General features: G+C 65.7%; 19 protein-coding genes. 7 read left to right on the top strand and 12 right to left on the bottom strand.

What is annotated here, in order from left to right; all coding sequences use genetic code 11:
* The first annotated feature begins 82 nt into the window (after window positions 1-82).
* Window positions 83-916: a 3-keto-5-aminohexanoate cleavage protein gene (locus AACH32_RS08525; RefSeq protein WP_338606367.1), complete on the top strand. Its 834-nt coding sequence runs from the start codon at window positions 83-85 to the stop codon at window positions 914-916.
* A gap of 163 nt (window positions 917-1,079) precedes the next feature.
* Here the strand turns inward: AACH32_RS08525 and AACH32_RS08520 are convergent, their stop codons facing one another.
* From AACH32_RS08520 to AACH32_RS08475, 10 genes are all read right to left on the bottom strand, one after another.
* Window positions 1,080-1,358, bottom strand: coding sequence for a 4Fe-4S binding protein (locus tag AACH32_RS08520; RefSeq protein ID WP_338606366.1), 279 nt, complete (start codon window positions 1,356-1,358; stop codon window positions 1,080-1,082).
* Window positions 1,355-2,698, bottom strand: coding sequence for an FAD-dependent oxidoreductase (locus AACH32_RS08515; RefSeq protein WP_338606365.1), 1,344 nt, complete (start codon window positions 2,696-2,698; stop codon window positions 1,355-1,357). The genes AACH32_RS08520 and AACH32_RS08515 overlap by 4 nt, the downstream gene beginning before the upstream one ends.
* Complete coding sequence (locus AACH32_RS08510) at window positions 2,698-3,240, bottom strand: 2-oxoacid:acceptor oxidoreductase family protein (protein ID WP_338606364.1); 543 nt, start codon at window positions 3,238-3,240, stop codon at window positions 2,698-2,700. The genes AACH32_RS08515 and AACH32_RS08510 overlap by 1 nt, the downstream gene beginning before the upstream one ends.
* Window positions 3,233-3,988, bottom strand: coding sequence for a thiamine pyrophosphate-dependent enzyme (locus AACH32_RS08505; protein WP_338606363.1), 756 nt, complete (start codon window positions 3,986-3,988; stop codon window positions 3,233-3,235). Before AACH32_RS08505 ends, AACH32_RS08510 begins: the two co-directional genes overlap by 8 nt.
* Complete coding sequence (locus AACH32_RS08500; protein WP_338606362.1) at window positions 3,988-5,133, bottom strand: 2-oxoacid:acceptor oxidoreductase subunit alpha; 1,146 nt, start codon at window positions 5,131-5,133, stop codon at window positions 3,988-3,990. The genes AACH32_RS08505 and AACH32_RS08500 overlap by 1 nt, the downstream gene beginning before the upstream one ends.
* A 458-nt stretch (window positions 5,134-5,591) precedes the next feature.
* The gene (locus tag AACH32_RS08495) at window positions 5,592-6,365 is read right to left on the bottom strand and encodes a CoA-transferase subunit beta (RefSeq protein ID WP_338606361.1); all 774 of its coding nucleotides are present in this window, start codon (window positions 6,363-6,365) and stop codon (window positions 5,592-5,594) included.
* Between the two features lie 11 nt (window positions 6,366-6,376).
* On the bottom strand, window positions 6,377-7,336 hold the full coding sequence (locus tag AACH32_RS08490) for a CoA transferase subunit A (protein ID WP_338606360.1): 960 nt from the start codon (window positions 7,334-7,336) through the stop codon (window positions 6,377-6,379).
* 323 nt (window positions 7,337-7,659) lie between these two features.
* Window positions 7,660-8,499, bottom strand: coding sequence for a selenium-dependent molybdenum cofactor biosynthesis protein YqeB (gene yqeB, locus AACH32_RS08485; protein ID WP_338606359.1), 840 nt, complete (start codon window positions 8,497-8,499; stop codon window positions 7,660-7,662).
* A 109-nt stretch (window positions 8,500-8,608) separates the two neighbouring features.
* On the bottom strand, window positions 8,609-9,118 hold the full coding sequence (locus tag AACH32_RS08480) for an ACT domain-containing protein (RefSeq protein ID WP_338606358.1): 510 nt from the start codon (window positions 9,116-9,118) through the stop codon (window positions 8,609-8,611).
* Between the two features lie 15 nt (window positions 9,119-9,133).
* Window positions 9,134-10,417, bottom strand: coding sequence for a phenylacetate--CoA ligase family protein (locus AACH32_RS08475; protein ID WP_338606357.1), 1,284 nt, complete (start codon window positions 10,415-10,417; stop codon window positions 9,134-9,136).
* 490 nt (window positions 10,418-10,907) lie between these two features.
* Here AACH32_RS08475 and AACH32_RS08470 point away from each other — a divergent pair, with 490 nt between their 5' ends.
* The 5 genes from AACH32_RS08470 to AACH32_RS08450 are packed head-to-tail and all read left to right on the top strand — an operon-like array spanning window position 10,908 to window position 18,347.
* Window positions 10,908-11,771, top strand: coding sequence for a methylenetetrahydrofolate reductase (locus AACH32_RS08470; protein WP_338606356.1), 864 nt, complete (start codon window positions 10,908-10,910; stop codon window positions 11,769-11,771).
* Window positions 11,772-11,823: 52 nt separating this feature from the next.
* Window positions 11,824-16,290, top strand: a complete 4,467-nt coding sequence (locus AACH32_RS08465; protein WP_338606355.1) for an FAD-dependent oxidoreductase — start codon at window positions 11,824-11,826, stop codon at window positions 16,288-16,290.
* Window positions 16,290-16,748, top strand: a complete 459-nt coding sequence (locus AACH32_RS08460) for a hydrogenase iron-sulfur subunit (RefSeq protein WP_338606354.1) — start codon at window positions 16,290-16,292, stop codon at window positions 16,746-16,748. The genes AACH32_RS08465 and AACH32_RS08460 overlap by 1 nt, the downstream gene beginning before the upstream one ends.
* 1 nt (window position 16,749) lies before the next feature.
* On the top strand, window positions 16,750-17,418 hold the full coding sequence (locus tag AACH32_RS08455) for a methylenetetrahydrofolate reductase C-terminal domain-containing protein (RefSeq protein ID WP_338606353.1): 669 nt from the start codon (window positions 16,750-16,752) through the stop codon (window positions 17,416-17,418).
* Window positions 17,415-18,347: a methylenetetrahydrofolate reductase gene (locus AACH32_RS08450; protein ID WP_338606352.1), complete on the top strand. Its 933-nt coding sequence runs from the start codon at window positions 17,415-17,417 to the stop codon at window positions 18,345-18,347. The genes AACH32_RS08455 and AACH32_RS08450 overlap by 4 nt, the downstream gene beginning before the upstream one ends.
* An 82-nt stretch (window positions 18,348-18,429) precedes the next feature.
* Here AACH32_RS08450 and AACH32_RS08445 read toward each other — a convergent pair whose 3' ends face one another.
* Window positions 18,430-19,941, bottom strand: coding sequence for a response regulator (locus tag AACH32_RS08445; protein ID WP_338606351.1), 1,512 nt, complete (start codon window positions 19,939-19,941; stop codon window positions 18,430-18,432).
* A 4-nt stretch (window positions 19,942-19,945) separates the two neighbouring features.
* Window positions 19,946-21,577 (bottom strand): PAS domain-containing sensor histidine kinase, encoded by a 1,632-nt coding sequence (locus AACH32_RS08440; protein WP_338606350.1) that lies wholly within the window; start codon window positions 21,575-21,577, stop codon window positions 19,946-19,948.
* 213 nt (window positions 21,578-21,790) lie between these two features.
* On the opposite strand from AACH32_RS08440, the gene AACH32_RS08435 reads away from it, so the two are divergent.
* Window positions 21,791-22,177, top strand: coding sequence for a response regulator transcription factor (locus AACH32_RS08435; protein WP_338606349.1), 387 nt, complete (start codon window positions 21,791-21,793; stop codon window positions 22,175-22,177).
* The last annotated feature ends 34 nt before the right edge of the window (window positions 22,178-22,211 follow it).

Raw genomic sequence — 22,211 nt, 5'->3', positions numbered from 1 at the left:
CCGAAGACAAGCCGCGAGGGTGCGCTCCCCGGAGGAGCGAAGCCCGTCAGCCTGAAATCCAACCTGGGAAGAGGAGGTCCCTTTGGACAAACTGATCATCAACGTGGCCGTTTGCGGCTCCGCCCCCACCCGGGAGCAAAACCCGGCCATCCCTCACTCGCCCGAGGAAATCGCCCAAGAGGCATTGCGCGCCTGGCGGGCCGGGGCCAGCGTAGTCCACATTCACGTGCGCGATCCCCAGAGCGGCTCCCCGGCCTTTGAGCGCGAGCTTTTCGCCGAGGCCCTGGAGCGCATCCGGGCCGAAAGCGACATGCTGGTCAACCTGACCACCAGCGGCTTCAACATCCAGGCCGAGGATCCGGACGAGGAACGCATGCTGCCCATCTCGCTTAAGCCGGACCTGTGTTCCCTGGACGTGGGCAGCCTCAATTTCCGGGGCCGGGTGTTCATCAATCCCACCGAATGGGTGGACAAGGCGGCCAGGCGCATGCAGGAAAACGGGGTCAAGCCGGAGATCGAGGTGTTCGAGCTGGGCCACTTGCGCCAAGCCCTGGACATGGTGCAGCGCGGCCTGGTGAACGAGCCGCCCTATTTCCAATTCTGCTTGGGCATACCCTGGGGCGCGCCCGCCGATTTGGACACCCTAATGGCTTTCCGCCGCCAGCTGAATATCGATTGCCCCTGGTCGGTGCTGGGCGTGGGGGCCCGCCAGTTGCCCATCACCACCCACGCCATTCTCATGGGCGGCCACGTGCGGGTGGGCTTTGAAGACAACTTGTATTTGAGCCGGGGGGTGCTGGCCGACAGCAACGCCCGCTTCGTGGAGCGCACCGTGGAGCTGGCCAAGATCCTGCAACGGGAGGTGGCCACCTGCGACGATGCCCGCCAGATCCTGGGCATCAAACCCAAGGCCTGACCTACCTGCGTATAAAAACCTACGGCCGGGATGTCGGCGCGTCCCGGCCGTTTCTTTTCAAAGGATCATTCCGGCACAGCCAGGGGACGCAGGCGTAGTCTACCTACGCCGAGGACCGAGTGACGCCGACAACGCCGCCATGCAGCTTCTGGCTGCGCCGGGGTTAGCCCTGGTCGAGCTGCATGGTTATAGCCCCCTTGGGACATACCTCGGCGCAAAGGCCGCAGCCCTTGCAAAAGGCCAGGTCTATCACCGCCCGTCCGTTGTCCGGGTCCTTGGTGATGGCCAGGTCGGGGCAGATCAACAGGCATAGCTCGCATCCCTGGCAGGAGTGGCCCGACAAACAGCGGGCCGCTTCGGCCCGGGCCTGTTCGAGGGTTATCTCCCCATGACCAAGGGCGGGGGCGCTTTCAGGCAGGGGGCACGGCGGACGCAGGCTCATGATTGCACCTCTTCCATGATGGCCCGGGCGGCCTTGATTCCTCCGGCCATGGCCTGCACCACCGTGGCCGGGCCGCTGGCCAGATCGCCGGCCACGTACAGGCCCGGAGCCAGCCGCCCCCGGGCGTCGCCTTGCAGGCCGTCCAGGGCCAGGCCGTTTTGCCAGGCCTCGGCCTCGCTTTTCTGCCCCAGAGCCAGGATCACGCTGCCCGCCTCCAATTGGCGCGGCGGAGCGCCGTCCGGCTGGAAGGCCACCCGGCCGTCGGCTCCCGGCGCTCCGGGCTGGGTGCCCTGCACCGTGAGCGAGGTCACGCCGCCGCCCTCCCCCCTTTGTAGGGCCACGGGCTGCACTCGGAAGACGAAGTTCAGGCCTTCGGCCTCGGCCGCGGCCAGTTCTTCGGCGTAGGCGGGCATCTGCTCGCGGTCGCGGCGATAGGCCAGCGTTACCGGCAGGCCCCGGCGCAGGGCCTCGCGGGCCGCGTCCAGGGCCACGTTGCCGCCGCCCACCACCACCACCGGAGCCTTGAGCTTCGGCGGCTTGCACAGGGCGGTGTCGCGCAAAAAGTCCAGGCCCTGGTATACGCCGGGCAGCTCCTCTCCGGGCAGCCCGGCTTTTTGGGCCAGGGGCGCGCCGCAGGCCAGGATCACCGCGTCATACTCCTCGCGCAGGGCCGCAACCTCTTCGGGTCTCAGGGCATGGCCCAGCTTGAACTCCACCCCGTGGGCGGCCACGTAGTCCAGGTCCCGCTGCAGATCCTGGCGCGGCAGGCGGAAGTCGGGGATGGCCCAGGCCAACATGCCCCCGGCCATGGGCTGGGCGTCAAAGACCACCGCCTTGGCCCCTCGGCGGGCCAGCTCCCAGGCGGCGGCCAGCCCGGCGGGCCCGGCCCCCACGATGGCCACCTTGGCCAGGGGATATCCCGAGGGCAACACCGGCACGGGGCGCGGGGCCTGGGCCGCGAAGCGCTTGAGGTCGCGTATGGAGGGCGGCCTCTGCACCGGGGAGGAGAAACAGGCCTGCTGGCAAGGATGATGGCACACCTGGCCCAGCACCGAAGGCAAGGGATTGTCCCGGAGGATTATCTCCAAGGCGTCCGTTTGCGCGCCCTTGGCCAGGGCGCCCAAATAGCCGTTGATGTCCTGGCCCAGGGGGCAGGCGTCTTGGCAGGGGGCCAGCTCGCTTTGGCCCGCGTCCGCCTGGGAGGCCAGCGCGGCGCGCATGGTGTCGCTTTCGCCCTCCAGCAGGTCGGGGCTGCCCAGGGCCGGGCAGGCCCCCCGGCACACCCCGCACACCCCGCACAGGGCCTCGTCCACCACGGGCACATGAGTTCTGCCTTCCATCAGGCCACCTCCCAGGCGCGGCCCTCTTGCAGGCCCTTGGCCAAAGCCGCCTTGTTCAGCTCGGCGAAGCGCTCGGGCACCAGGCCCAGCATGGTCTTCTCCAGGGCCCGGCTGTCGAACCAGCCGGTAACCCCGGCCACCAACCCCACCCAGAGCACGTTGGCCACCTGACGGCTGCCGAACTCCTCCAGGGCCATGGCGGTCACCTTGGCGCCGTAGCGGTCATGGGGAGCGACGGGCGTCACCAGGCCGGAGTCGAACAGCACCATGCCGCCGTCGGCCACGCCCGAGGCGTAGGCGTCGTAGGCCCCCTGGCTCATGGCCACCAGCAGGTCGGGTTGTTCCACGTGGGGGTAGTCGATCTCTTGGTTGTCCAGCACCAGGTCGGCCCGGGCGCCGCCTCCCCGTGCCTGGGCCCCGTAGGAGTTGGAGCCCGCCGCGTACAGGCCCTGGTCCACCGCGGCCTGGCCCAAGAGCACTCCGGCCAGCACCACCCCTTGGCCGCCCAAACCGGCCAGACGTATTTCCTTGCGCTCAGTCATTGAACTCACCCAACCGCAGGGAGTCTCCCGCGTCCCCCGGCGCGCAGGTCCCCTCTGCCGATTCTTGGCACAGTCCCCGCAAACGCTCGTACATGGCCCCGGCCGAATCCAGCTTGTTGCGCCGCCCGTATTGGGTGGGGCAAGGGCTGAGCACGTCCACAAAGGCGAAGTCCGGGGAGGCAATGGCCTTCTTGAGATAGCCGATCAACTCATAGGGCCGGGTCACCGCTCCCCGGGCCACGTAGGGCGCGCCCGCCCCCTTGACCAGCTTGACCAGGTCAAAGGGCCGGTAGGGGTTGCCCTGCACGCTGGTGGCGGTGAGGTGCCCCTGGGGGGTGGTGGGGGCCATCTGGCCGCCGGTCATGCCGTAGATCATGTTGTTGGCGCAGATGACCGTCAGTTCCAGATTGCGCCGGGCGGCGTGGATCAGGTGGTTGCCCCCGATGGAGGCCAGGTCGCCGTCGCCGGAGATCACGATCACCTTGAGATCGGGGTTGGCCGCCTTGGCCCCGGTGGCAAAGGCCACTGCCCGGCCATGCAGGGTGTGCAGGGTGTCTGCCGCGAAGTTGGGGCTGGGAATCCAGGCCGCGCAGCCGATGCCCGAAACGAACAGGGTGTTTTTCATGTCCAGCCCGAGCTGGTCGATGGCCCGGAGCAACGAGCCCATGAGCACCCCATGGCCGCAGCCGGGGCAAAACGGCGTGGTCTTCACTTCGGGCCGCAGATATTTCTCCATGGAGCGGGCCATCAGCGCATCTCCCCCAGCGCGGCGAGGATGCTCGCCGGGCTGATGGTGCTGCCGTTGACCTGGGTCAACGACTTCACCGGCGTGTCTCCGGCGGCGGAGCGCACTAGGCCGTCCACCTGTCCCAGGTTCATCTCCGGCACCAAAAAGCCCTTGGCCCCCTGGGCCACCCGGCGAATCAGCTCGTCGTCAAAGGGCCAGATGGTTATCAGGCGCAACAAGCCCACGGCCAGGCCGCCCCGGCGGGCCTGGCGCACCGCGCGCAGGGCGGCCCGTGCGGTGAAGCCATAGGCCACCACCACCAACTCGGCGTCGTCCAGGTAATAGCCCTCATGGCGGCAAATCTCGGCCTTGCGACTGAGCACCTTTTGGCTCAGGCGGCGCACCAGCGCGTCGTGAAAGGCCGGTCCCTCGGTCTTGCGATAGCCCCAGCGGTCGTGGGTGGAGCCGGTGACCAGAAGGTTTTCCCCGTCCCCGAAGCGGGGCATGGAGGGGATGCCGTCGGGCTCGTCGCAGCCAAAAGGCGGCTCATGGGGCTGGTAGTCGCGGTCGTAGATTTCCAGGGACTCGGGCAGGTCCACCCGCTCGCGCAGATGGCCGGTGGCCTCCTCGGCCAAAAGGAAGGCCGGTACCCTGAGGCGTTCGGAGAGGTTGAAGGCCTCCACGGTGAGGCTGAACATCTCCTGCACCGACCAGGGGGACAGGGCCACCACCTGATAGTCGCCGTGGGATCCCCACTTGACCGCCATGAGGTCTCCGGCCCCCACCTTGGTGGCCTGGCCGGTGCAAGGGCCGGCCCGCTGCACATCCACCAGCACCACCGGGGTCTCGGTAAAGGCGGCGTAGCCCAGGCACTCCTGCATGAGGCTAAGGCCCGGCCCGCTGGTGGCGGTCATGGCTTTGGAGCCGGTCCAAGAGGCGCCCACCACCGAGGAGATGGAGGCGATCTCGTCCTCCATCTGCATGAAGGCGCCGCCCCGCGGGGCCAACTCCCGGCTCATGTACTCCATGATTTCCGAGGAGGGGGTGATGGGATAGCCGCCGTAGTAGCGGCAACCGGCGGCGATGGCCCCCTCGGCGGCGGCATCGTTGCCCGACAGATAGCGCGAGCCCGCTTTCACGGGATTGGTCACCGTGCGCAATGGCATGACCAGACCCTTTCCCTAATATGGTAACCGCCAAGCCCCAAAGAGCCTGCTGCCAAAGCTGTCCCCACAGGGCGACAGATAGTAATTATATTAAAATAATCAGCTTATTATATGCAAAAGCCGAAACAATATAACATATTTTATAACATTTCTCATATAAGATTGCAAACCTGGGCTTTATAGGGTTCAAGGGAAACCCCAGTCCGAATCTGGTCGTTGAAGAGCATGAATAGCGGGGACAAGCAAGGCCGCCTCCGCCAAGTCGCGAGTTGGTCCAAACATCCAAACGTCAGGGCTATACAGCGGCGAATGCGCTCAAATTCATCAAGGTAAAGACTGCCCGGTGGCCCGGGGTATGTCCCGGGCCACCGGTGTTACTCTTGGCCGAATGCCAGTTAGGGTCAATGCCTCAACCGGCTTGGAGCACTTTGCGACAAGCCGAGCGGCAGGACCCAAGGCTAGGCGGCGGGTCCCAATATGAGCCGCTGGGGATCAACCTTGGTGCGCAAAATACTCAGTTCTTGCTCCGTCGGCTCCATGGTCGGTCGGGCCCGTGAGATGTCCAGCTCGAACCCGGTCGCTTCCGCTATCTTTTCAGGGGTGGTGAATTTGTAATACTCGGCGAGATACATTTTTTTGCTGGTATCGTCGAACTTCAGTATGCCCAGGTTGGTGACCACGGCTATGGGGCCGCCGCGTTTGAAACCGGCTTTCACCCTTGAATCGCCGCCGGTGAGCCAGCCCGGGGTGGTGAAGTAGTCCAGCTTTTCCACGAACCGCCTGACCTCGTGTTTCATGAAAATGACGTAACCATAGCCCAGGCTGGCGGCATCGCAGGCCCCCCCGGAACCGGGGAACCGCTGCAAGGGCTTGTCATAGGTGCCCAGCATGGTCGAGTTGAGGTTGCCATAACAATCGACTTGGGCCGCTCCCAGGAAGGCGATGGTCTTGAGCTTGGGATGCCCCAAAAGGCTCAGGGCGTCGGCCAGACCGCTGTTGACTGAAGTGCCGACCATCACCCTGGAGTCGGCCACGCCCAGGGGCAGCTCATCCAAGGCTGGGTCGATGCCGCCGGTTTCGAAAAACACCGTGGAGCGAGGGGCGTGTATCTGCTTGGCCACGGTCGCCGCCAGCATGCTCAGGCCGGTGCCGGCAAAAAGGATGTCGCCGTCTTGAACCAGGCGTCCGGCGCACAAGGCCATGATCTCATTTGCTGTGTATTTTTGGTCCATGATAGCTCCGCTCAACTTCTGTCCATGCCGGGGGCGTAACCGATGAAGGGGTTGGCCTTGATCCGAACCAGGCTGGAAGCGCCGACCTTGTCCAAATACTCTTCTTGGGTTGCCAGGGGCATGACCCATTCGTCCAGGTATTGCTGGAACATCGCATCGTCCCGCGCCATCTGTTTGAACAGGTTCAGGTGCGTGGGATCATAGTCATAGAACATATAGCAACCGGTGGGATGGGCGCCATAAGGGGTGGGAATGATGGCGTCCACCAAAAACGGGGGCAGGCAGTTGCGGTCCGGCTCCCGCCGGAGCATTTCTTCGGGCACCACGTGCTCGCAGGAAACGAGCACATGCTTGGCCGCCTTGGCCTGCTCTATGTCCGCGAAGGAAAGCCCCTCCATGCGAATGGTGCCTTCATCCCCGGCATACTGGGCGTGCAGCAGGGTGACGTCCGGGTTCAGGGGCGGCAAGATGACCACATCCCCCGACTCGGGGTCGATGGGGTTTTTTATGACGGTCAGCTTTTCGTCGGGCACGCCCTCTTGTTTCCTGGTGGCTGGTGAAAAGCCGGAAACCTTGACCACGTCGGTCTGCAGGCCCGAAGTGGTGGCGATGAAGGGGAGCCCCATGGCCCCGGCCATGAATCTCAGGGTCATCTGGTAATTGGTGTAATCCTCTACCTCGATGCTCTTTTCCAAAAACGCCTTCTTGAAGCGCTGGCCGGTGGGGGCGAATCTGGCGACGCCGCCGTAGGCTAACTCCAGGCGCTTTACACAGCCCGCCCCGATCAACAGCTCCAAGGCCTGCCCGTGGGAATGCACCACCAGGTAAAGGTCCTTTTTGTGTTGGCGGACGATCTCCCGAGCCAGGCTCATGGGGTTGCGGTTGATGGTAAAGCCGCCCAGAGCTATCTGGTCTCCGTCATGAATAAATTTATCGACCGCCTCGGCGGTGGACATAAATTTGTCGCTCATCGATGCATCGCCTTTCCCAAGTCCGGCAGCGCGCGCTTGCCGTTAATCAGACCTACTAAATTATTGCGACTGTTCAAACCGCTCCACATCTCGATCATGCATTTTTAAGCTTCCACCCCAGCGCCTTGCAAGAAATTTCCCCTTGGGCGCAGGGTTCGGGTCCATCCCGACGAACCGGCCGACAATGTAATGCAAATTAAAGAGTATCACAAGCCAATACCTGATACCGCATAGCGGTATAATACAAACGGGACGGCCCAACCCCGGGAATTGCCCCGGCCCGGCTGGCAACACGGCGTTTTGCAACAGGATTACCCACGAACTCAACGGTTGAAAGTGGCCAGGATGCCCTCCAGCACCGATCCCCCGATGGCGCGGGCCTTTTCGCTGATGGTGTGCAGATATTCGATGCAGCCCCTGGGGTCCACGTCACCCACTTTGGTGCCCTGGGTCACCAGCGCGCCCGGCCGCAGCAGGCCGCGCAGGATGCCCGCCACCTGGGCCTCGACGGCTTGGCCATCCACCGTGGCCACCACCTGTCCGGCCTCCACTCGCTGGCCCAAGGCCACCTGGGTTTGGAAGCGGCCGTCGGCCGGTGAACGCAGTACCCTCTCCAGGGAGTAGCCGCCCAGGGTGCCCGGCACCCCGGTGTTGGGCTCGGGCGCGCCCAGGCTGATGAGCCGCCCCAGGTTGTGGCCCCGGTTGGTCTCTATGGCCAGGTCCACCTGGTCCGGGGCGTGGAAGCCCGGCCCCAGCCCGATGGTCAGGGGAGCCATGCCCTTGTGCAGGCCGGTGTTGCGCTTGGCCAAGAGGGCGTCCACGATAACCATGGGGCGAATGGCCGCCCGGCATCTCATGTGCGGGTCCACCAACACCGGCAGTTCGGCGCGGGCCCACAGCTCCGGGGCCTCACCAGGCTCCTGGATGAGCCGGGCCGTACGGCCCTCCACCACCTTGCTGCCCTCGTACACCGCCTCGCAAAAGCTGACCGAGCGGCGCACCGCCAGGGGGGTGGGGATCTCGGTCATCAACACGTGGAAGCCCGCGTGGGCCAGGCGATAGGCCACCCCGCTGGCCATCTCCCCCGCCCCGCGCACCAGCACCCGCATGCCTCTAAGACTGGCATTGGGCAACAGGCGGCTTATGGCGGGATCGGGGGTCATGGCTGATCCTAAACTCCGGTCGATTGCAGAAGAATGATATTTTGCGATTTTACCATCGACAAAGGGAGCGCGCACCGGACTCCGCGTCTCGGCCCCCCTCGGCCGCGCCTTACCAGTTCTTGGGGCGCTGCTGGGCCTTGTAGGGCAACTCGAATCTTTCGGACAGGGCCTCCACGGCCAAGGCGGCCTGGAGGCCGGGCACCACGCACGACACGCTGGAGATGCTGGTGCTGATGGCCTGGGGGCAGATTCCCACCGAGGCCAGGGTAGTGAACATCACTCCGGGGATGCGCGGCTTTTCCCGGAGGTGGGGACCGAACAGGGTCAGCACCGTCACGTCGGGCAGATAGGTGATGGCCCTCGCCTCCAAGTCTTGCTTGACGCCTTCCAAAACCACCAGGGCGTGCTCCAGGTCCTTGCCGGCCACCACCAGCGACAGGTTGATGGCGTCCTCCTGGTCCAGGGCCGAGACCAGAAGCTCCACGTTGATGCCCTGGGCGGCCAGAGCCGCCATGATCACCCCCGGGCCGTCCATAAGATTGAAGGCGGATAGCACCCTGAGCATGGAGCGGCCGTCGCTCTGCATCAGCCCCCCGACCTTTAGCTTCTCCTGAGCCATGCGCCCCGCCCAGCCCTAGTCCCACTTGCGCCGGTCGATGATCTTGCCGTGGAAATCGGGGATGGTGCCCCGAGGCACCACCTCCACCTGAGCCTTTACCGCCAGGAATTCGCGCAGCTCGCGCTCCAGGATGCGGCGCGGAGCCAGCTCCTGCCCCACCTCCTCCATGAGCTCCACCTTGATGCACAGCAAATCCTGGTCTTGGTGACGGCTCACCTCGGCCTGGTACTTGAACACCTCGGGCCGGGCGGCGAAGAGCTCGTCCAACTGCCAGGGGTGCACAAAGGTGCCCCGCACCTTGACCGCCTGGTCCATGCGGCCCAGCACCCCTTTCAGGCGGGGGCTGGTGCGGCCGCAGGCGCACTGGCCCTCCAGCCACATGGACAGGTCGCCGGTGGCCAGGCGCAGCATGGGGTATTTGTGGTTCAGGTTGCTGGCCACCACCTCGCCGGGCACCCCCGGCGGTTGGGCCTGGCCGGTGACCGGGTCCACCACCTCCACCAGCACGCCCTGGGGCAAGTGCAGGCCCGCGGCCTCCCGGCACTCGTAGCCCAGGCAGCCCAGGTAGACCGTGGCGTAGATCTGGCGCACGGATATGCCCAGTTTGTCTTGCAGGCGCACGCGCAGGCTGTCGGGCAGCATCTCCGCCCCCACCACCGCCGCCTCCAGGTCCAGATCATGGGCCGGATCCAGGCCCATGGCCTCGGCCCGTTGGGCTATGGTCATCAAAAAGCTGGGGGTGCCCATGTAGGCGCTGACCGCGAGCTTCTGCATGATGCGCACCTGCATGAAGGCGTTGCCCGTGCCGCTGGGCAGGACCGTGGCCCCGATGGCGCCCAGCGAGTCGTCGAGCATGTGGGCATAGGGCCAAAGATGATAGGAGAAGGTGTTGAGCACCCGGTCGCCGGGCAACACCCCTCCCCCGCACAGGGCCTCGGCCAGGGAGGTCTGCCGGTAGCGGCCCTCGCCTGGCTGCCACAGGAAGCCGGGGTTGATGTAGATGCGGTGAAAATCCTGGGCGGGCACGGTCTCGAAGCCGCCGAAAGGAGGGCCTTGCTCCTGCCTGGCCACCAGGTCGTTCATGGTGAGCAGGGGCAGGCTGGTCAGGTCCTCAAGCCCTCTAAATGATCCGGGCTTGAAGCCGGCCCGGCCGTAAAGCTCCCCATAGGCCGGGGAGCGCGCCAGGGCCAACTCCACGGTGCGGCGCAGATCGGTCTCGAGCTTGGCCCGGCTGGTGGCCCAGGGGCCGGTCTCGGCGGCGTGGTTCAAATAACGCCAGGGGCGCTGCTTGCCGGCCATTTGACTCCCTCTCGATCCAGGGCAAGGGTTCGTTTTCAGCATATCCCAGTGAAGGAATAGGTTACAAGCGCCATGGACCGGGGCTCCGGTCGGCTACGCCTTGACAACAAACCATCCGGTATCCAATAATATAGATCGATTAACTATGCTTTAAATCGCCTGGAGCCTGTTGATGCGTGAAATGATCCGTTGTTCCCATGGCGGCTTTCATACGGCAAGTTCACGGCGGCTTTCATCCCAATCCCCTCTGCTCGCACTTCTTGGTTCGAACCGCGGTCATAGCTCGTGCCGCCGCCTTCGCAACCACTACACCCTCTTTGATGCGCATTCGGAGTCCTGCGCCGCCGCTGCGGCCTGGGAAACCTCGTTGAGATAGGTCCGCTTCGGCGGGCCGCTTTTTATTGATTTCACCGGGACCGCTCCCGCCGCTCCCCTAGCCGCCAGCCCTGGCCGGCAACCGGTTCGGCGGCTACCTGTTGTGAGAGGGGATATGAGTTTCGCAGAGAAGTTGGCCCAGGGACAGTTCGTGACCCTAGTGGAGTTGGAGCCGCCCAAGGGCGTGGACGTGGAGGCCTTCGTGGGCCACGCCCAGCGCGTCAAGGGCAAGGTGGACGCCGTGGTGGTGCCGGAGATGGCCAACGCGGTGATGAAGCTGGGCTCTTTGGGCGGGTGCATGCTCTTGGCCAACAAGGGCATCGAGACGGTGCTGCAGGTCTGCTGTCGCGACCGCAACCGCCTGGCTCTGCAGGCCGACCTGCTCTCGGCCGCGGCCCTGGGCATCGCCAACGTCATGGCCGTGGAGGGCGACGCGCCCAACCTGGGCGACCACCACAAGGCCAGGCCGGTCTACGACCTGGACGAGCTGGAGCTCATGGAGGTCATTGCCAAGCTGGCCACGGGCAAGGACATGGCCGGGGTGGAGTTGGAGGGCGCCCCCAGCTTCACGGTGGGCGCCACCCTCAACACCGGGGCCCTGGGTGCGGTGCAGCAGGAGTTGGCGGAGTTGGACCGCAAGCTGGCCGCCGGGGCTCAATTCTTCGTCACCCCGCCCGTGTACGACCTGGACTCCCTGGCCGCCTTTACCAAGCACCTGGGCGATCGCCAGGCGAAGCTCATACCCAACGTGCTCCTGCTCAAATCGGTGGGCATGGCCCGGGCCATCGGCCGCCACATGAAGCACGTGCATATGCCCGACGCGCTCATCGAGCGCATCAAGGACGCGCCGGACCGGGTGCGCGAGGGCATCCTCATCGCCCAGGAGTTGATCGAGGGCATCAAAGCGGCCGGCCACAGCGGGGTGATGATCTCCCCGCTGGGTTGGGAAGACCGGCTGCCGCAGATATTGGGGGCCTAATCAGGCACGGCCGGGGACGCTCCCCGGCGGCGCCGCAGGCAAGGATGAAGGCATGGCAGACAGCGCGCAAGGCAAGGCATTGGCGGCTCCGGCCCGGCCCGTGGGACGGGTCATGGTGGTGGGCGGCGGCATCGCGGGGATGCAGTCGGCCCTGGACCTAGCCAATTCCGGGTACTACGTCTACCTGGTGGAGAACGACCCGGCCATCGGCGGCCTGATGTCCCAATTGGACAAGACCTTCCCGACCAACGACTGCGCCATGTGAATTATCTCGCCTAAACTGGTCGAGGTCGGCCGGCATCTGAACATAGAGCTTCTCACCAACGCGGAGGTCTTGGGCCTGGACGGCGAGGAAGGCGACTTCACCGCCCGGGTGCTGCAACACCCCCGTTTCGTGGACCTGGAAAAGTGCACCGCCTGCGGCGAGTGCGCCAAGGTCTGCCCCATACCCCTGGACAGTGAGTATGACGCGGGCATAGCCCAGCGCAGGGCGGCCTACAAGCGCTACGCCCAGGCCATCCCCGGCGCCTATGCCATCAGCAAGCGGGGCCAGAGCCCCTGCAAGGTGGCCTGCCCCGCCCACATCGCGGTGCAGGGCTACGTGAACCTCATCGCCGCCGGACGCTACCGCGAGGCCCTAAAGGTCATCCGCGACGAGAATCCCTTGCCCGCCGTCTGCGGCCGGGTGTGCACCCATCCCTGCGAGACCGCCTGCGCCCGAGGTGAGCTGGACGAGCCCATCGCCATCCGCGACCTCAAGCGCTTCGTGGCCGAGTGGGAGATCGAGCAGGGGGAGATGGACCTGCCCGAGACCAAGCCGCCCCGGGACGAGAAAATCGCCGTGATCGGCTCGGGCCCGGCGGGCCTCTCGGCGGCCTATTACCTGGCCCTGGAGGGCTTCGCGGTAACCATCTTCGAATCGCTGCCCGTGGCCGGAGGCATGCTGCGGGTGGGCATCCCCGACTACCGGCTGCCCCAGCGTATCCTGGACTATGAAATCGACTACATCAAGGCCCTGGGGGTGGAGATACGTCTCAACAGCACCCTGGGCGAGGACTTCACGGTGGGCCAGTTGCAACAGGAGGGCTACAAGGCGGTGATCATGGCCGTGGGCGCCCACCGCTGCCTCACCCTGGGGGTGGAGGGCGAGGACGTTCCAGGGGTGCAGCCGGGCGTGGAGTTCCTGCGCCGGGCCGGCCTGGGCCAGGCCAACTCGCCGGGCCGGCGGGTGGTGGTGGTGGGCGGCGGCAACGTGGCCATCGACTCGGCCCGCACCGCCCTGAGGTTGGGCAGCCAAGAGGTGACCATCCTCTATCGCCGCACCCGCAACGAGATGCCCGCCTATGAGGACGAGGTCGAGGAGGCCCTGGAAGAAGGCGTCCAGATTCAATTCCTGGTGGCGCCCAAGCGCTTCATCTCCAGCGGCGGCAAGCTGACCGGCGTGGAGGTCATCAAGATGGAGCTGGGCGAGCCCGACGCCTCGGGGCGGGCCCGGCCCCAGGAGATACCCGGTTCCGAATACGTCATAGAGGTGGACGGGGCCCTGGCCGCCATTGGCCAGGAGCCGGACCTGGAGTGCCTGGACGACACCTGCCGCCTGGACGTGGGCAAAAAGAACTGCCTGCAAGTGGACGAGGTGAGCCTGCAGACCAACCTGCCCTTTGTCTTTGCCGGCGGCGACGCGGTGCTGGGCCCGGCCACGGTCATCGAGGCGGTGGCCCAGGGCAAGGAGGCGGCCCGCTCGGTCACGGCCCTGGTGGAGGGCCGGGACCTAAAACAGGGACGCCCCCGCAAGCTGACCCCGGTACAGCCGGAAAAGATAGACAAGGCACCCCAGGCCCGCGAGCACCTGCCCCACGCCGACCCGGCGGAGCGGGCCCGCAACTTCAAGGAGGTGCTGGGACCCTACACCGAGGAGCAGGCCCGGGCCGAGGCCTCCCGCTGCCTGGCCTGCGCCGGGTGCGCCGAGTGCATGCTCTGCGTTGACGCCTGCCTGGCGGGAGCGGTGAACCACGACGAGGCGCCCCGCGAGGTGTCCCTCAACGTGGGCTCGGTGGTGCTGGCCAGCGGCGCGCGGCCCTATCAGCCCAACGGCCTGGGCCTGGACTTCCGCTTCGGGCAGAACCCCAACGTGCTCACCGCCCTGGAGTTCGAACGCCTGCTCAGCCCGGCCGGTCCCACCCAGGGCCACTTGGTGCGCCTGTCCGACCACCAGGAGCCCCTGAAGATCGCCTGGCTGCAATGCGTGGGCTCGCGCGACACCCACAACTGCGGCAACGGCTACTGCTCCTCGGTGTGCTGCATGTACGCCATCAAGCAGGCCCTGGTGGCCAAAGAGCACGCCCCCGGCGATTTGGACTGCGCCATCTTCAACATGGACATCCGCACCTTTGGCAAGGACTACGAGCTCTACTACCAACGGGCCCGGGATCAGGCGGGGGTGCGCTTCATCAAGTCGCGGGCCCACACCATCTACGACGACCCGGCTACCGGCGGCCTGCTCATCGAGTACGCCACCGACGACGGCCAGGCCAAGGTGGAGGCCTTCGACCTGGTGGTGCTCTCGGTGGGCCTGCAAGTGCCCGCCTCCAGCGGCGAGTTGGCTCAGCGCCTGGGGATTGAACTGGACAAGTACCGCTTCGCCGTCACCGATCCCATGACCCCGGTGGCCACCAACCGCGCGGGGGTCATGGTCTGCGGCAGCTTCCAGGGGCCCAAGGACATCCCCAGCTCGGTCACCGAGGCCAGCGCGGCGGCGGCGGCCGCGGCGGGCAAGCTGTCCCCGGCCCGCTGGAGCGCTACCCGCGCGGTGGAGATTCCGCCCGAGCGCGACGTGGCGGCCGAAGAGCCCAGGGTGGGGGTGTTCGTGTGCAAGTGCGGCATCAACATCGCCGGGGTGGTGGACGTGCCCTCGGTCACCGAGTACGCCGCCTCCCTGCCCCACGTGGTGGTGGCCGACGACGGGCTGTTCGTGTGCTCCCAGGACGTGCAGGAGCAGATGAAGGCCAAGATCGCCGAGCACAACCTCAACCGGGTGGTGGTGGCCTCTTGCAGCCCCAAGACCCACGAACCCATCTTCATGGACACACTCACCGCCTGCGGCCTGAACAAGTACCTGTTCGAGATGGCCAACATTCGCAACCACGATTCCTGGGTGCACAGCGGCGAACCGGCCCTGGCCACGGCCAAGGCCAAGGATCTGGTGCGCGCGGCGGTGGCTCGGGTGAGCACCCATCGCGCCCTGCCCCGCATGACGGTGGGGGTCAAGCCCCGCTGCCTGGTGGTGGGGGCCGGAGTGGCCGGACTCACCGCCTCCCTGTCCCTGGCCGAGCAGGGCTTCGAGGTGGTGCTGGTGGAGCGCGAGGCCAACCTGGGCGGCTTTGCCCGTCAACTGACCCACACCATCGAGGGAGCGGACATCAACGCCCACGTGGACGGCCTCGTCCAGCGGGTCATGGAGCACGACAACATCCAGCTGCTCACCGAGACGGTGATCACCAGCTTCAGCGGCTATAGGGGCAACTTCACCACCGAGGTCATCGTGGGCCCGGCCATGTACGAACGCAAGATCAACCACGGAGCCCTCATCCTGGCCACCGGGGCCGGCGAATACCAGCCCAGCGAATACGGCTACGGCGAGGACCCCAGGGTGGTGACCCAAGTGGAGCTGGCCCAACGCCTGGAAGACCCGGAAGGGGCCAAAGGCCTGGACGCGGTGGTGATGATCCAGTGCGTGGGCTCCCGGCGCGAGGACTACCCCAACTGCTCGCGCATCTGCTGCCAGAGCGCGGTCAAGAACGCCCTGCACCTCAAGGAACTCAACCCCGAGATGCAGGTCTACGTGCTCTACCGCGACATGCGCACCTACGGCCTCATGGAGGACTATTACACCGAGGCCCGCAAAAAGGGCGTGGTCTTCTTCCGCTACGACCAGGAGCATCCCCCGGAGGTGACCCCAACAGAAGACGGCATTCAGGTGAGCTTCATCGACCACGTGCTGGGCCGCGAGATCCAGGCGCGGGCCGACCTGCTGGTCCTGAGCGCCGGGATGCGTCCCCGCGAATCCGAGGACTTGTATTCCATCATGAAGCTGGCCCGCAACGCGGACGGCTATCTGTTGGAGGCCCACGTGAAGCTCCGCCCGGTGGACATGGCCACCGACGGGGTCTACGTGTGCGGCACGGCCCACGGGCCCAAGCTGGTGGGCGAATCCATTGCCCAGGCCCTGGCCGCGGCCGGGCGAGCGGCCACCCTGCTTTCCCAAAGCGAGTTGGAGCTGTCGCCGGTGACTTCGCGGGTGAACCCCGACCTGTGCGCCTCCTGCCTGGTGTGCGTCTACTCCTGCCCCTACGGGGTGCCGCGCATCAACGAGGACGGGGTCAGCCAGATCGACGAAGCCCTGTGCCGGGGCTGCGGCATCTGCGCCGCCGAGTGCCCGGCCAAGGCCATAGAGCTCAATTGGTACGAGGACGACCAGATCCTCGCGCAAGTGGACGGTCTGCTGGAGGGAGTGATGTGATGGAGGGCTTCGAGCCGGTTATCGTGGCTTTTTGCTGCAACGCCTGAGGCTATTCAGCCGCGGACCTGGCAGGTTCGATGCGTCTGAATTACCCGGCCCAGGTGCGCATAATCCGCGTGCCCTGCACCGGAAAGGTGGACATCCTGCACATCCTGCGTGCCTTTGAAAAAGGGGCCGACGGGGTCTACCTGGTGGGCTGCATGGAAGGCAGCTGCTTCTACGAGCAGGGCAACTTCAAGGCCCGCAAGCGGGTGGAGCAGGCCCGGCGCCTGCTGGAGCAGGTGGGCACCGGTGGCGAGAGGGTGCAGATGTACAACCTCACCTCGGGCGAGGCGCCCAAGTTCGCCCAGTTCGCCCGGGAGATGACCGAGCGCATCAGGGCCCTGGGGCCCAACCCGGCCAAGCTGGCCGGAGCGACGCCGGCCGCCGGTGAGGCGGCGGAAAGGGGAGCGGCGTGAAATGATCGTAGCCAACGGCAAACCCTTGGAGGAAATTTTCGACCTGGTCAAGGACCACCGCAAGATCCTGGTGGCCGGCTGCAACGAATGCGTCACGGTCTGCGAGGTGGGAGGCACCAAGGAGGTGGGCATCCTGGCCTCGGCCCTGCGCCTGCACTTTCTCAACCAGGGCGTCGAGGCCCAGGTGGGCGAGACCACCCTGCAGCGCCAGTGCGACCGGGAATACGTGGTGGGGGCCAGGGAGACGGTGGAGCCCTATGACATCGTGGTCTCCATCGCCTGCGGCGTGGGCTGCCAGTTCATGGCCGAGGAGTACGCCAAAATCCCCGTGGTGCCCGGCGTGAACACCTCCTTCATGGGCGGGGCCTTGGAGCGCGGTGTGTGGAGCGAGCGTTGTCAGGGCTGCGGCACCTGCCTGCTGGCCCAGACGGCGGGCATCTGTCCGGTGAGCCGCTGCGCCAAACGGGTGCTCAACGGCCCCTGCGGCGGCTCCACCAAGGGCAAGTGCGAGATATCCAAGGACGTGGACTGCGCCTGGCAGCTCATCGTGGACCGCCTGAAATCCCTGGGCCGCATGGATGACTACGAGACCCTCACGCCCATCAAGGACTGGTCCACCGACCGGGCGGGAGGCCCCCGCACGCGCATAAAAGAGGAGGTGGTCTCGTGAGTAGCACCACCCCGAGCAAACTGGAGAAGATGCTCAAGGCCGGCCACCAGGCGGTGACCAGCGAGTGCGGGCCGCCCCGGGGCAGCGACGCCGAGGCCATCAAGGAAAAGGCCCAGCTCATCAAAAACCACGTGGACGCCATCAACATCACCGACAACCAGACCTCGGTGACCCGGCTCTGCTCCCTGGCATCGTGCATCCATCTCAAGCTGGCCGGGCTGGAGCCCATATTGCAGATGGTGACCCGCGACCGCAACCGCATCGCCATGCAGAGCGACATCCTGGGCGCGGCCTCCTTCGACATCCACAACATCCTCTGCCTATCCGGCGACCACCAGAGCTTCGGCGACTGCGCGGCCGGGCAAAACGTGCACGACCTGGACTCCATGCAACTGATCCAGACCGTCCGGCACATGCGCGACGAAGGCAAGTTCCTGGGCGGCGACGAGATCAAGCGGCCGCCCAGCATGTTCGTGGGCGCGGCGGCCAACCCCTTTGCCGACCCCTTTGAGGTGCGGGTGCCCCGCCTGGCCAAAAAGGTGGCCGCCGGGGTGGAGTTCATCCAGACCCAGTGCATCTTCAACCTGGACAAGTTCGAACGCTGGCTGGGCGAGGCCCGCGACCGGGGCCTGCTGGAAAAGGTGTACGTCTTGGCCGGCCTCACCCCGCTCAAGTCGGCGGGCATGGCCAAGTACATGAAGAACCGGGTGCCGGGCATGGACGTGCCAGACGAGGTGGTGGAGCGTATCGCCGGGGTGCCCAAGGAAAAGCAACCGGAAGAAGGCGTCAAGATGTGCATAGAAGCCGTGCAGCGCCTCAAGGAGGTCCCCGGCGTGGCCGGCTTCCACATCATGGCCATCGAGTGGGAAGAAAAAGTCCCCGAAATCGTGGAGGGCGGGGGGCTGTATCCCCGGCCCCCATTGGACTAGGACCGACCACGCCCGAGGGGCGTAGCGGGGAGGGGGGAATCGCCGGACCGGGGCCACTCAGCCCTGGCTCGGCGATTCTTTTCTAGGTAGGTGTGACAGGCAGGGTCACGGTGAAGGTGCTGCCCTTGCCCAGCTCGCTGTCCACCGCCACCGCGCCGCCCAGGTTTTCCACCACGTTCTTTACGATGGGCAGGCCCAGGCCGGTGCCGGTGACGTAGCGGGTCTTCTCGTTCTTGACGCGGTAAAATTTGTCAAAGATCAGGCCTAGCTTCTCCGGTTCGATACCAAAACCCTGGTCGCTCACCGCCACCTTGAGGGAGTCCCCCTCGCTCCAGGCCTTGAGCGTCACCTGGCCGCCGTCGGACGAGTAGTTGATGGCGTTGGCCGCCAGGTTGGTGAACACGCTCTCCAGGCCCACGGGATCGGCCCTAAGCGGGGGCAACGGCTCGGCGGGCAACTCCAGCCGTAGTTCCATCCCCCGGCTGCGGGCCTGATCGCCCAGCGCCTCGCTCACCGAGGCGAGCACCTTTTCCAGGCTCACCTCTACCGGCTGGGCGGCCGCCCCTCCCCCATTCTCCAGGCGGCTCAGGTCCAACAGGTCGCGCACAAAGGAGATGAGCCCTTGGGTGCGCTCCCTGGCCCGCACCAGCAGATGGCGATGCCCCTGGGGCGGGGCCGCGCCGTCCTCCCCCAACAGCAGCGTCAACTGCAGCAGGATGGTGGACAAGGGTGAGCGCAGTTCATGGCTCACCTTGGCCACGAACTCCTGGCGCAACTGATCCAGCATGCGGTAGGGGGTCACGTCAATGAACACCAGCACCGCCCCCAGACTCGCGCCGCCGTCGCCCAACACCGGCGTGGCCTGGGCCAGCAGCGTGCGCCCCTGCTTGGTGGTGAACTCCACCGCCGGGGGCTCCTCGCCATTGCCCTGCCCCGCGGCTCGGCCATTTTGGGAGGCGCCCTGCGCCAGGGCGCCCACCTGGGGCTCGCTCAGGTAGTGGCTCAACTCCCGGCCGGGCGGGCTGTCCGGGTCCAGCCCGGCCATCTGGCAGAAACTGGGATTGTGCAGCACCACCCGCCCGTCCGGCTGGGTCACCAACACCCCCATGGGCAAGGCGCGAATCACGGTGCGCAGGCGGCTCTGCTCCCCGGCCAGGTCGTGCAGGGTCTGCAGGCGCTCTTGCTCCAGGCGCTCTTTCTCACGGGTAAGACGCAGACGGTCCATGGCCCGGCCCACGGTGAGCCGAAGATGGTCCGGCTGAAAGGGCTTGGGCAAAAAGTCGTAGGCCCCTAGTTTCATGGCCTCGATGGCGGTTTCCACCGTGGCGTAGCCGGTGATGACGATGACCAGCGCCTGGGGATGGAACTGGCGCAGCCGTTTGAGCACCTCCAACCCGTCCATGCCCGGCATCTTCAAATCCAGCAGCACGATGTCCGCCGGGCTTTGTTCCATGGCGGCCAGCCCGGCCGCGCCGTCGGGTGCCTTGGCCACGGCGCAGCCCAGGCGGCGCAAAAAGCGCTCGCAACCGTCGCGCAGGTCGCGTTCGTCGTCGATAACCAGCACCGGCACGGATGTCGCTTCGCTCTGGCTCACGTCTTTATTCCTCCTCGGCGGCGATCGTGGAGGGCAGTTTGATGACGAACAGGGTGCCTTGGCCGCGAGGGCTGAAAACCTCGATACTGCCGCGGTGGTTCTTTACTATTCCAAAGGCCACGCTGAGCCCCAGGCCGGTGCCCTCCCCCTCTTCCTTGGTGGTAAAGAAGGGCTCGAATACGTGGGGGAGCACCTCGGGGGGGATGCCCGGCCCCGTGTCCTGTATCTCCACCAACACGCCGCGCCCTCCGGGAAAGCGCCGGGTGCGCACGTCTATGCGCCCCGTGCCCCGCATGGCCTCGGCGGCGTTGAGGACGATGTTCATGAACACGTGGTTGAGCTGCTGGATGTCGGCCGGAACCTGGGGCAGCTCGGGGTCCAGGTCCAGCTTCACCTTGATGTTCTGGAACTGGGACTGGTTTTCCAGCAGGAACATGGTGCGCGACAAGGCCTGGTTGAGGTCGCTGGGGCGCATCTCCCTTTTGGTTTGCCGGGCGAACTGCAACAGCTCCTTGATGGTGTCGCGGCAGCGCTGGGCGTTGTCCAAGATGCGCCGCAGGTCGTCGCGGGCCTCGGACAGCAAGTCGTATTCCTCGGCCAGCAGGTTGCCGTACAGGGTGATCCCGGCCAGGGGGTTGTTGAGCTGGTGGGCCACCCCGGCGGCCAGCTTGCCGATGGAGGCCATCTTTTCCGATTGCAAAAGCTGGATGCGGGTGTGGTCCAGCTCTTGCTCCATGCGCAGTTTGGCCCTTAGGTCGTAGAAGAAGCCCACCGTGGCCACCTCGTTGTCGCCTTCGCTGACCACCGCCGCGGACAAGCTGATGGGTACGATGCTGCCGTCCTTGCGCAGCAGGCGCACCTCGTGGGATTTGAGCTTGCCCTTGCCGCCGTGCTCCTCGCTACGCAACAGCGCCATGATCTCCCGCGCCCCGTTGCCCGGATAGATGTCGCGGATGTCCACCTCGTTGAGCGCCTCCTGCTCGCTATAGCCGGAAATGTCCCCCGCCGCCTCGTTGAACAGGATGATGCGGCCGGTCATGTCGGCGGCGATCACCGCGTCCACCGAGCTTTTGATCAGGTTTCGCAAAAAGGAGTTGGAGCGAACCAGCTCCCGGTTCACCTCCTGGAAGCGGTGCCAGGCCCTCTGGCGGCGGGTGATGTCGCGGTGCACGTGCACCACCCGGGCCACCTCGCCGTCCGAGCCCATGACCGGCAGGGCGGTGCATTCAATGTAGCGCTCGCCGCCCTCGGCGGATACCTGCACCTGCTCGGACACCGTCGGCTTGCCGGTTCGCATGGTCTCCACGGCGTGGCAGGCGTCCTTGCTTTCCTGGCAGGGTTCGGGGCGGCGGCGGGTGAGCTGATAGCAGGTGTGGCCGATGACCTTGTCGCGGGTCAGGCCCAGTTGGTCCAGAAACACCTGATTGCAGTCCATCACCTTAAAGGTCCGGGGGTCCACCACATAGATGGCATCGGGCAGGCTGTCGAGCAGCATCTCGCTGAACTTGCGCTCGCGGTCCATCTCCCGCTGGCGCTCTCGGCTGCTTTTTTGATACTCCTCCAACTCCCTGACGCGCTCACGCAGGGCTTGGTTCTCGGCGGCCAGCTCTTCGGCTGAATGCCTTTTTTGGTCCATGGATTCCTCTTAGGCCCGGCGATGGGGCATGGCAACCGGGTAAACAATCATCGGATAGATTATCATAATAGTAGGCTAACCAACAATCGCCGGCGCAAACGGTTTTCGCTGTCCCGGCTTGGCGGCTGCGGTTTATTGACAGTTTATCCATTATATTGCTATGCTATTTATCACTGTATTGGTGCCCGATTACCCGTTGGGAGAGGGGTTGGAATGGCCGGTAAAAGAGTGCTGATCATTGATGATGATCCCGATTTGGTGGAAGCCGTAAGCATGCTGCTGGAGACCGAGGGCATGGAGCCCTTGGCCGCCTACGGCGGGATCGAAGGCCTGGAAAAGGCCCGCCAGGAAAGCCCGGACCTCATCGTCCTGGACGTGATGATGGAGGACAAGGACGGCTTCGCCGTGGCCAAGGAGGTTTCCAAGGACCAGGCGCTGCGCGATATCCCGGTGATCATGCTGACCGCCGTGGCGGATCACGCCATGGACTCGAGCTACGCGCCCCACTCGGCCATAAAGTCCCTGGAAGTAGACGAGTGGTTCGACAAGCCGGTGGACCCCGCCGCCTTGGTCAAGCGCATCAAGGAGCTTGTCGGCTAGTCTCGCCCCCGGGCGACAAGCCAGGGCAATCCAG

This window comes from Desulfoferula mesophila (assembly GCF_037076455.1).
GTDB lineage: Bacteria > Desulfobacterota > Desulfarculia > Desulfarculales > Desulfarculaceae > Desulfoferula > Desulfoferula mesophila.
Note: the sequence above shows the minus strand (reverse complement) of the source record. Positions and strands in the feature narration are given on the sequence as shown.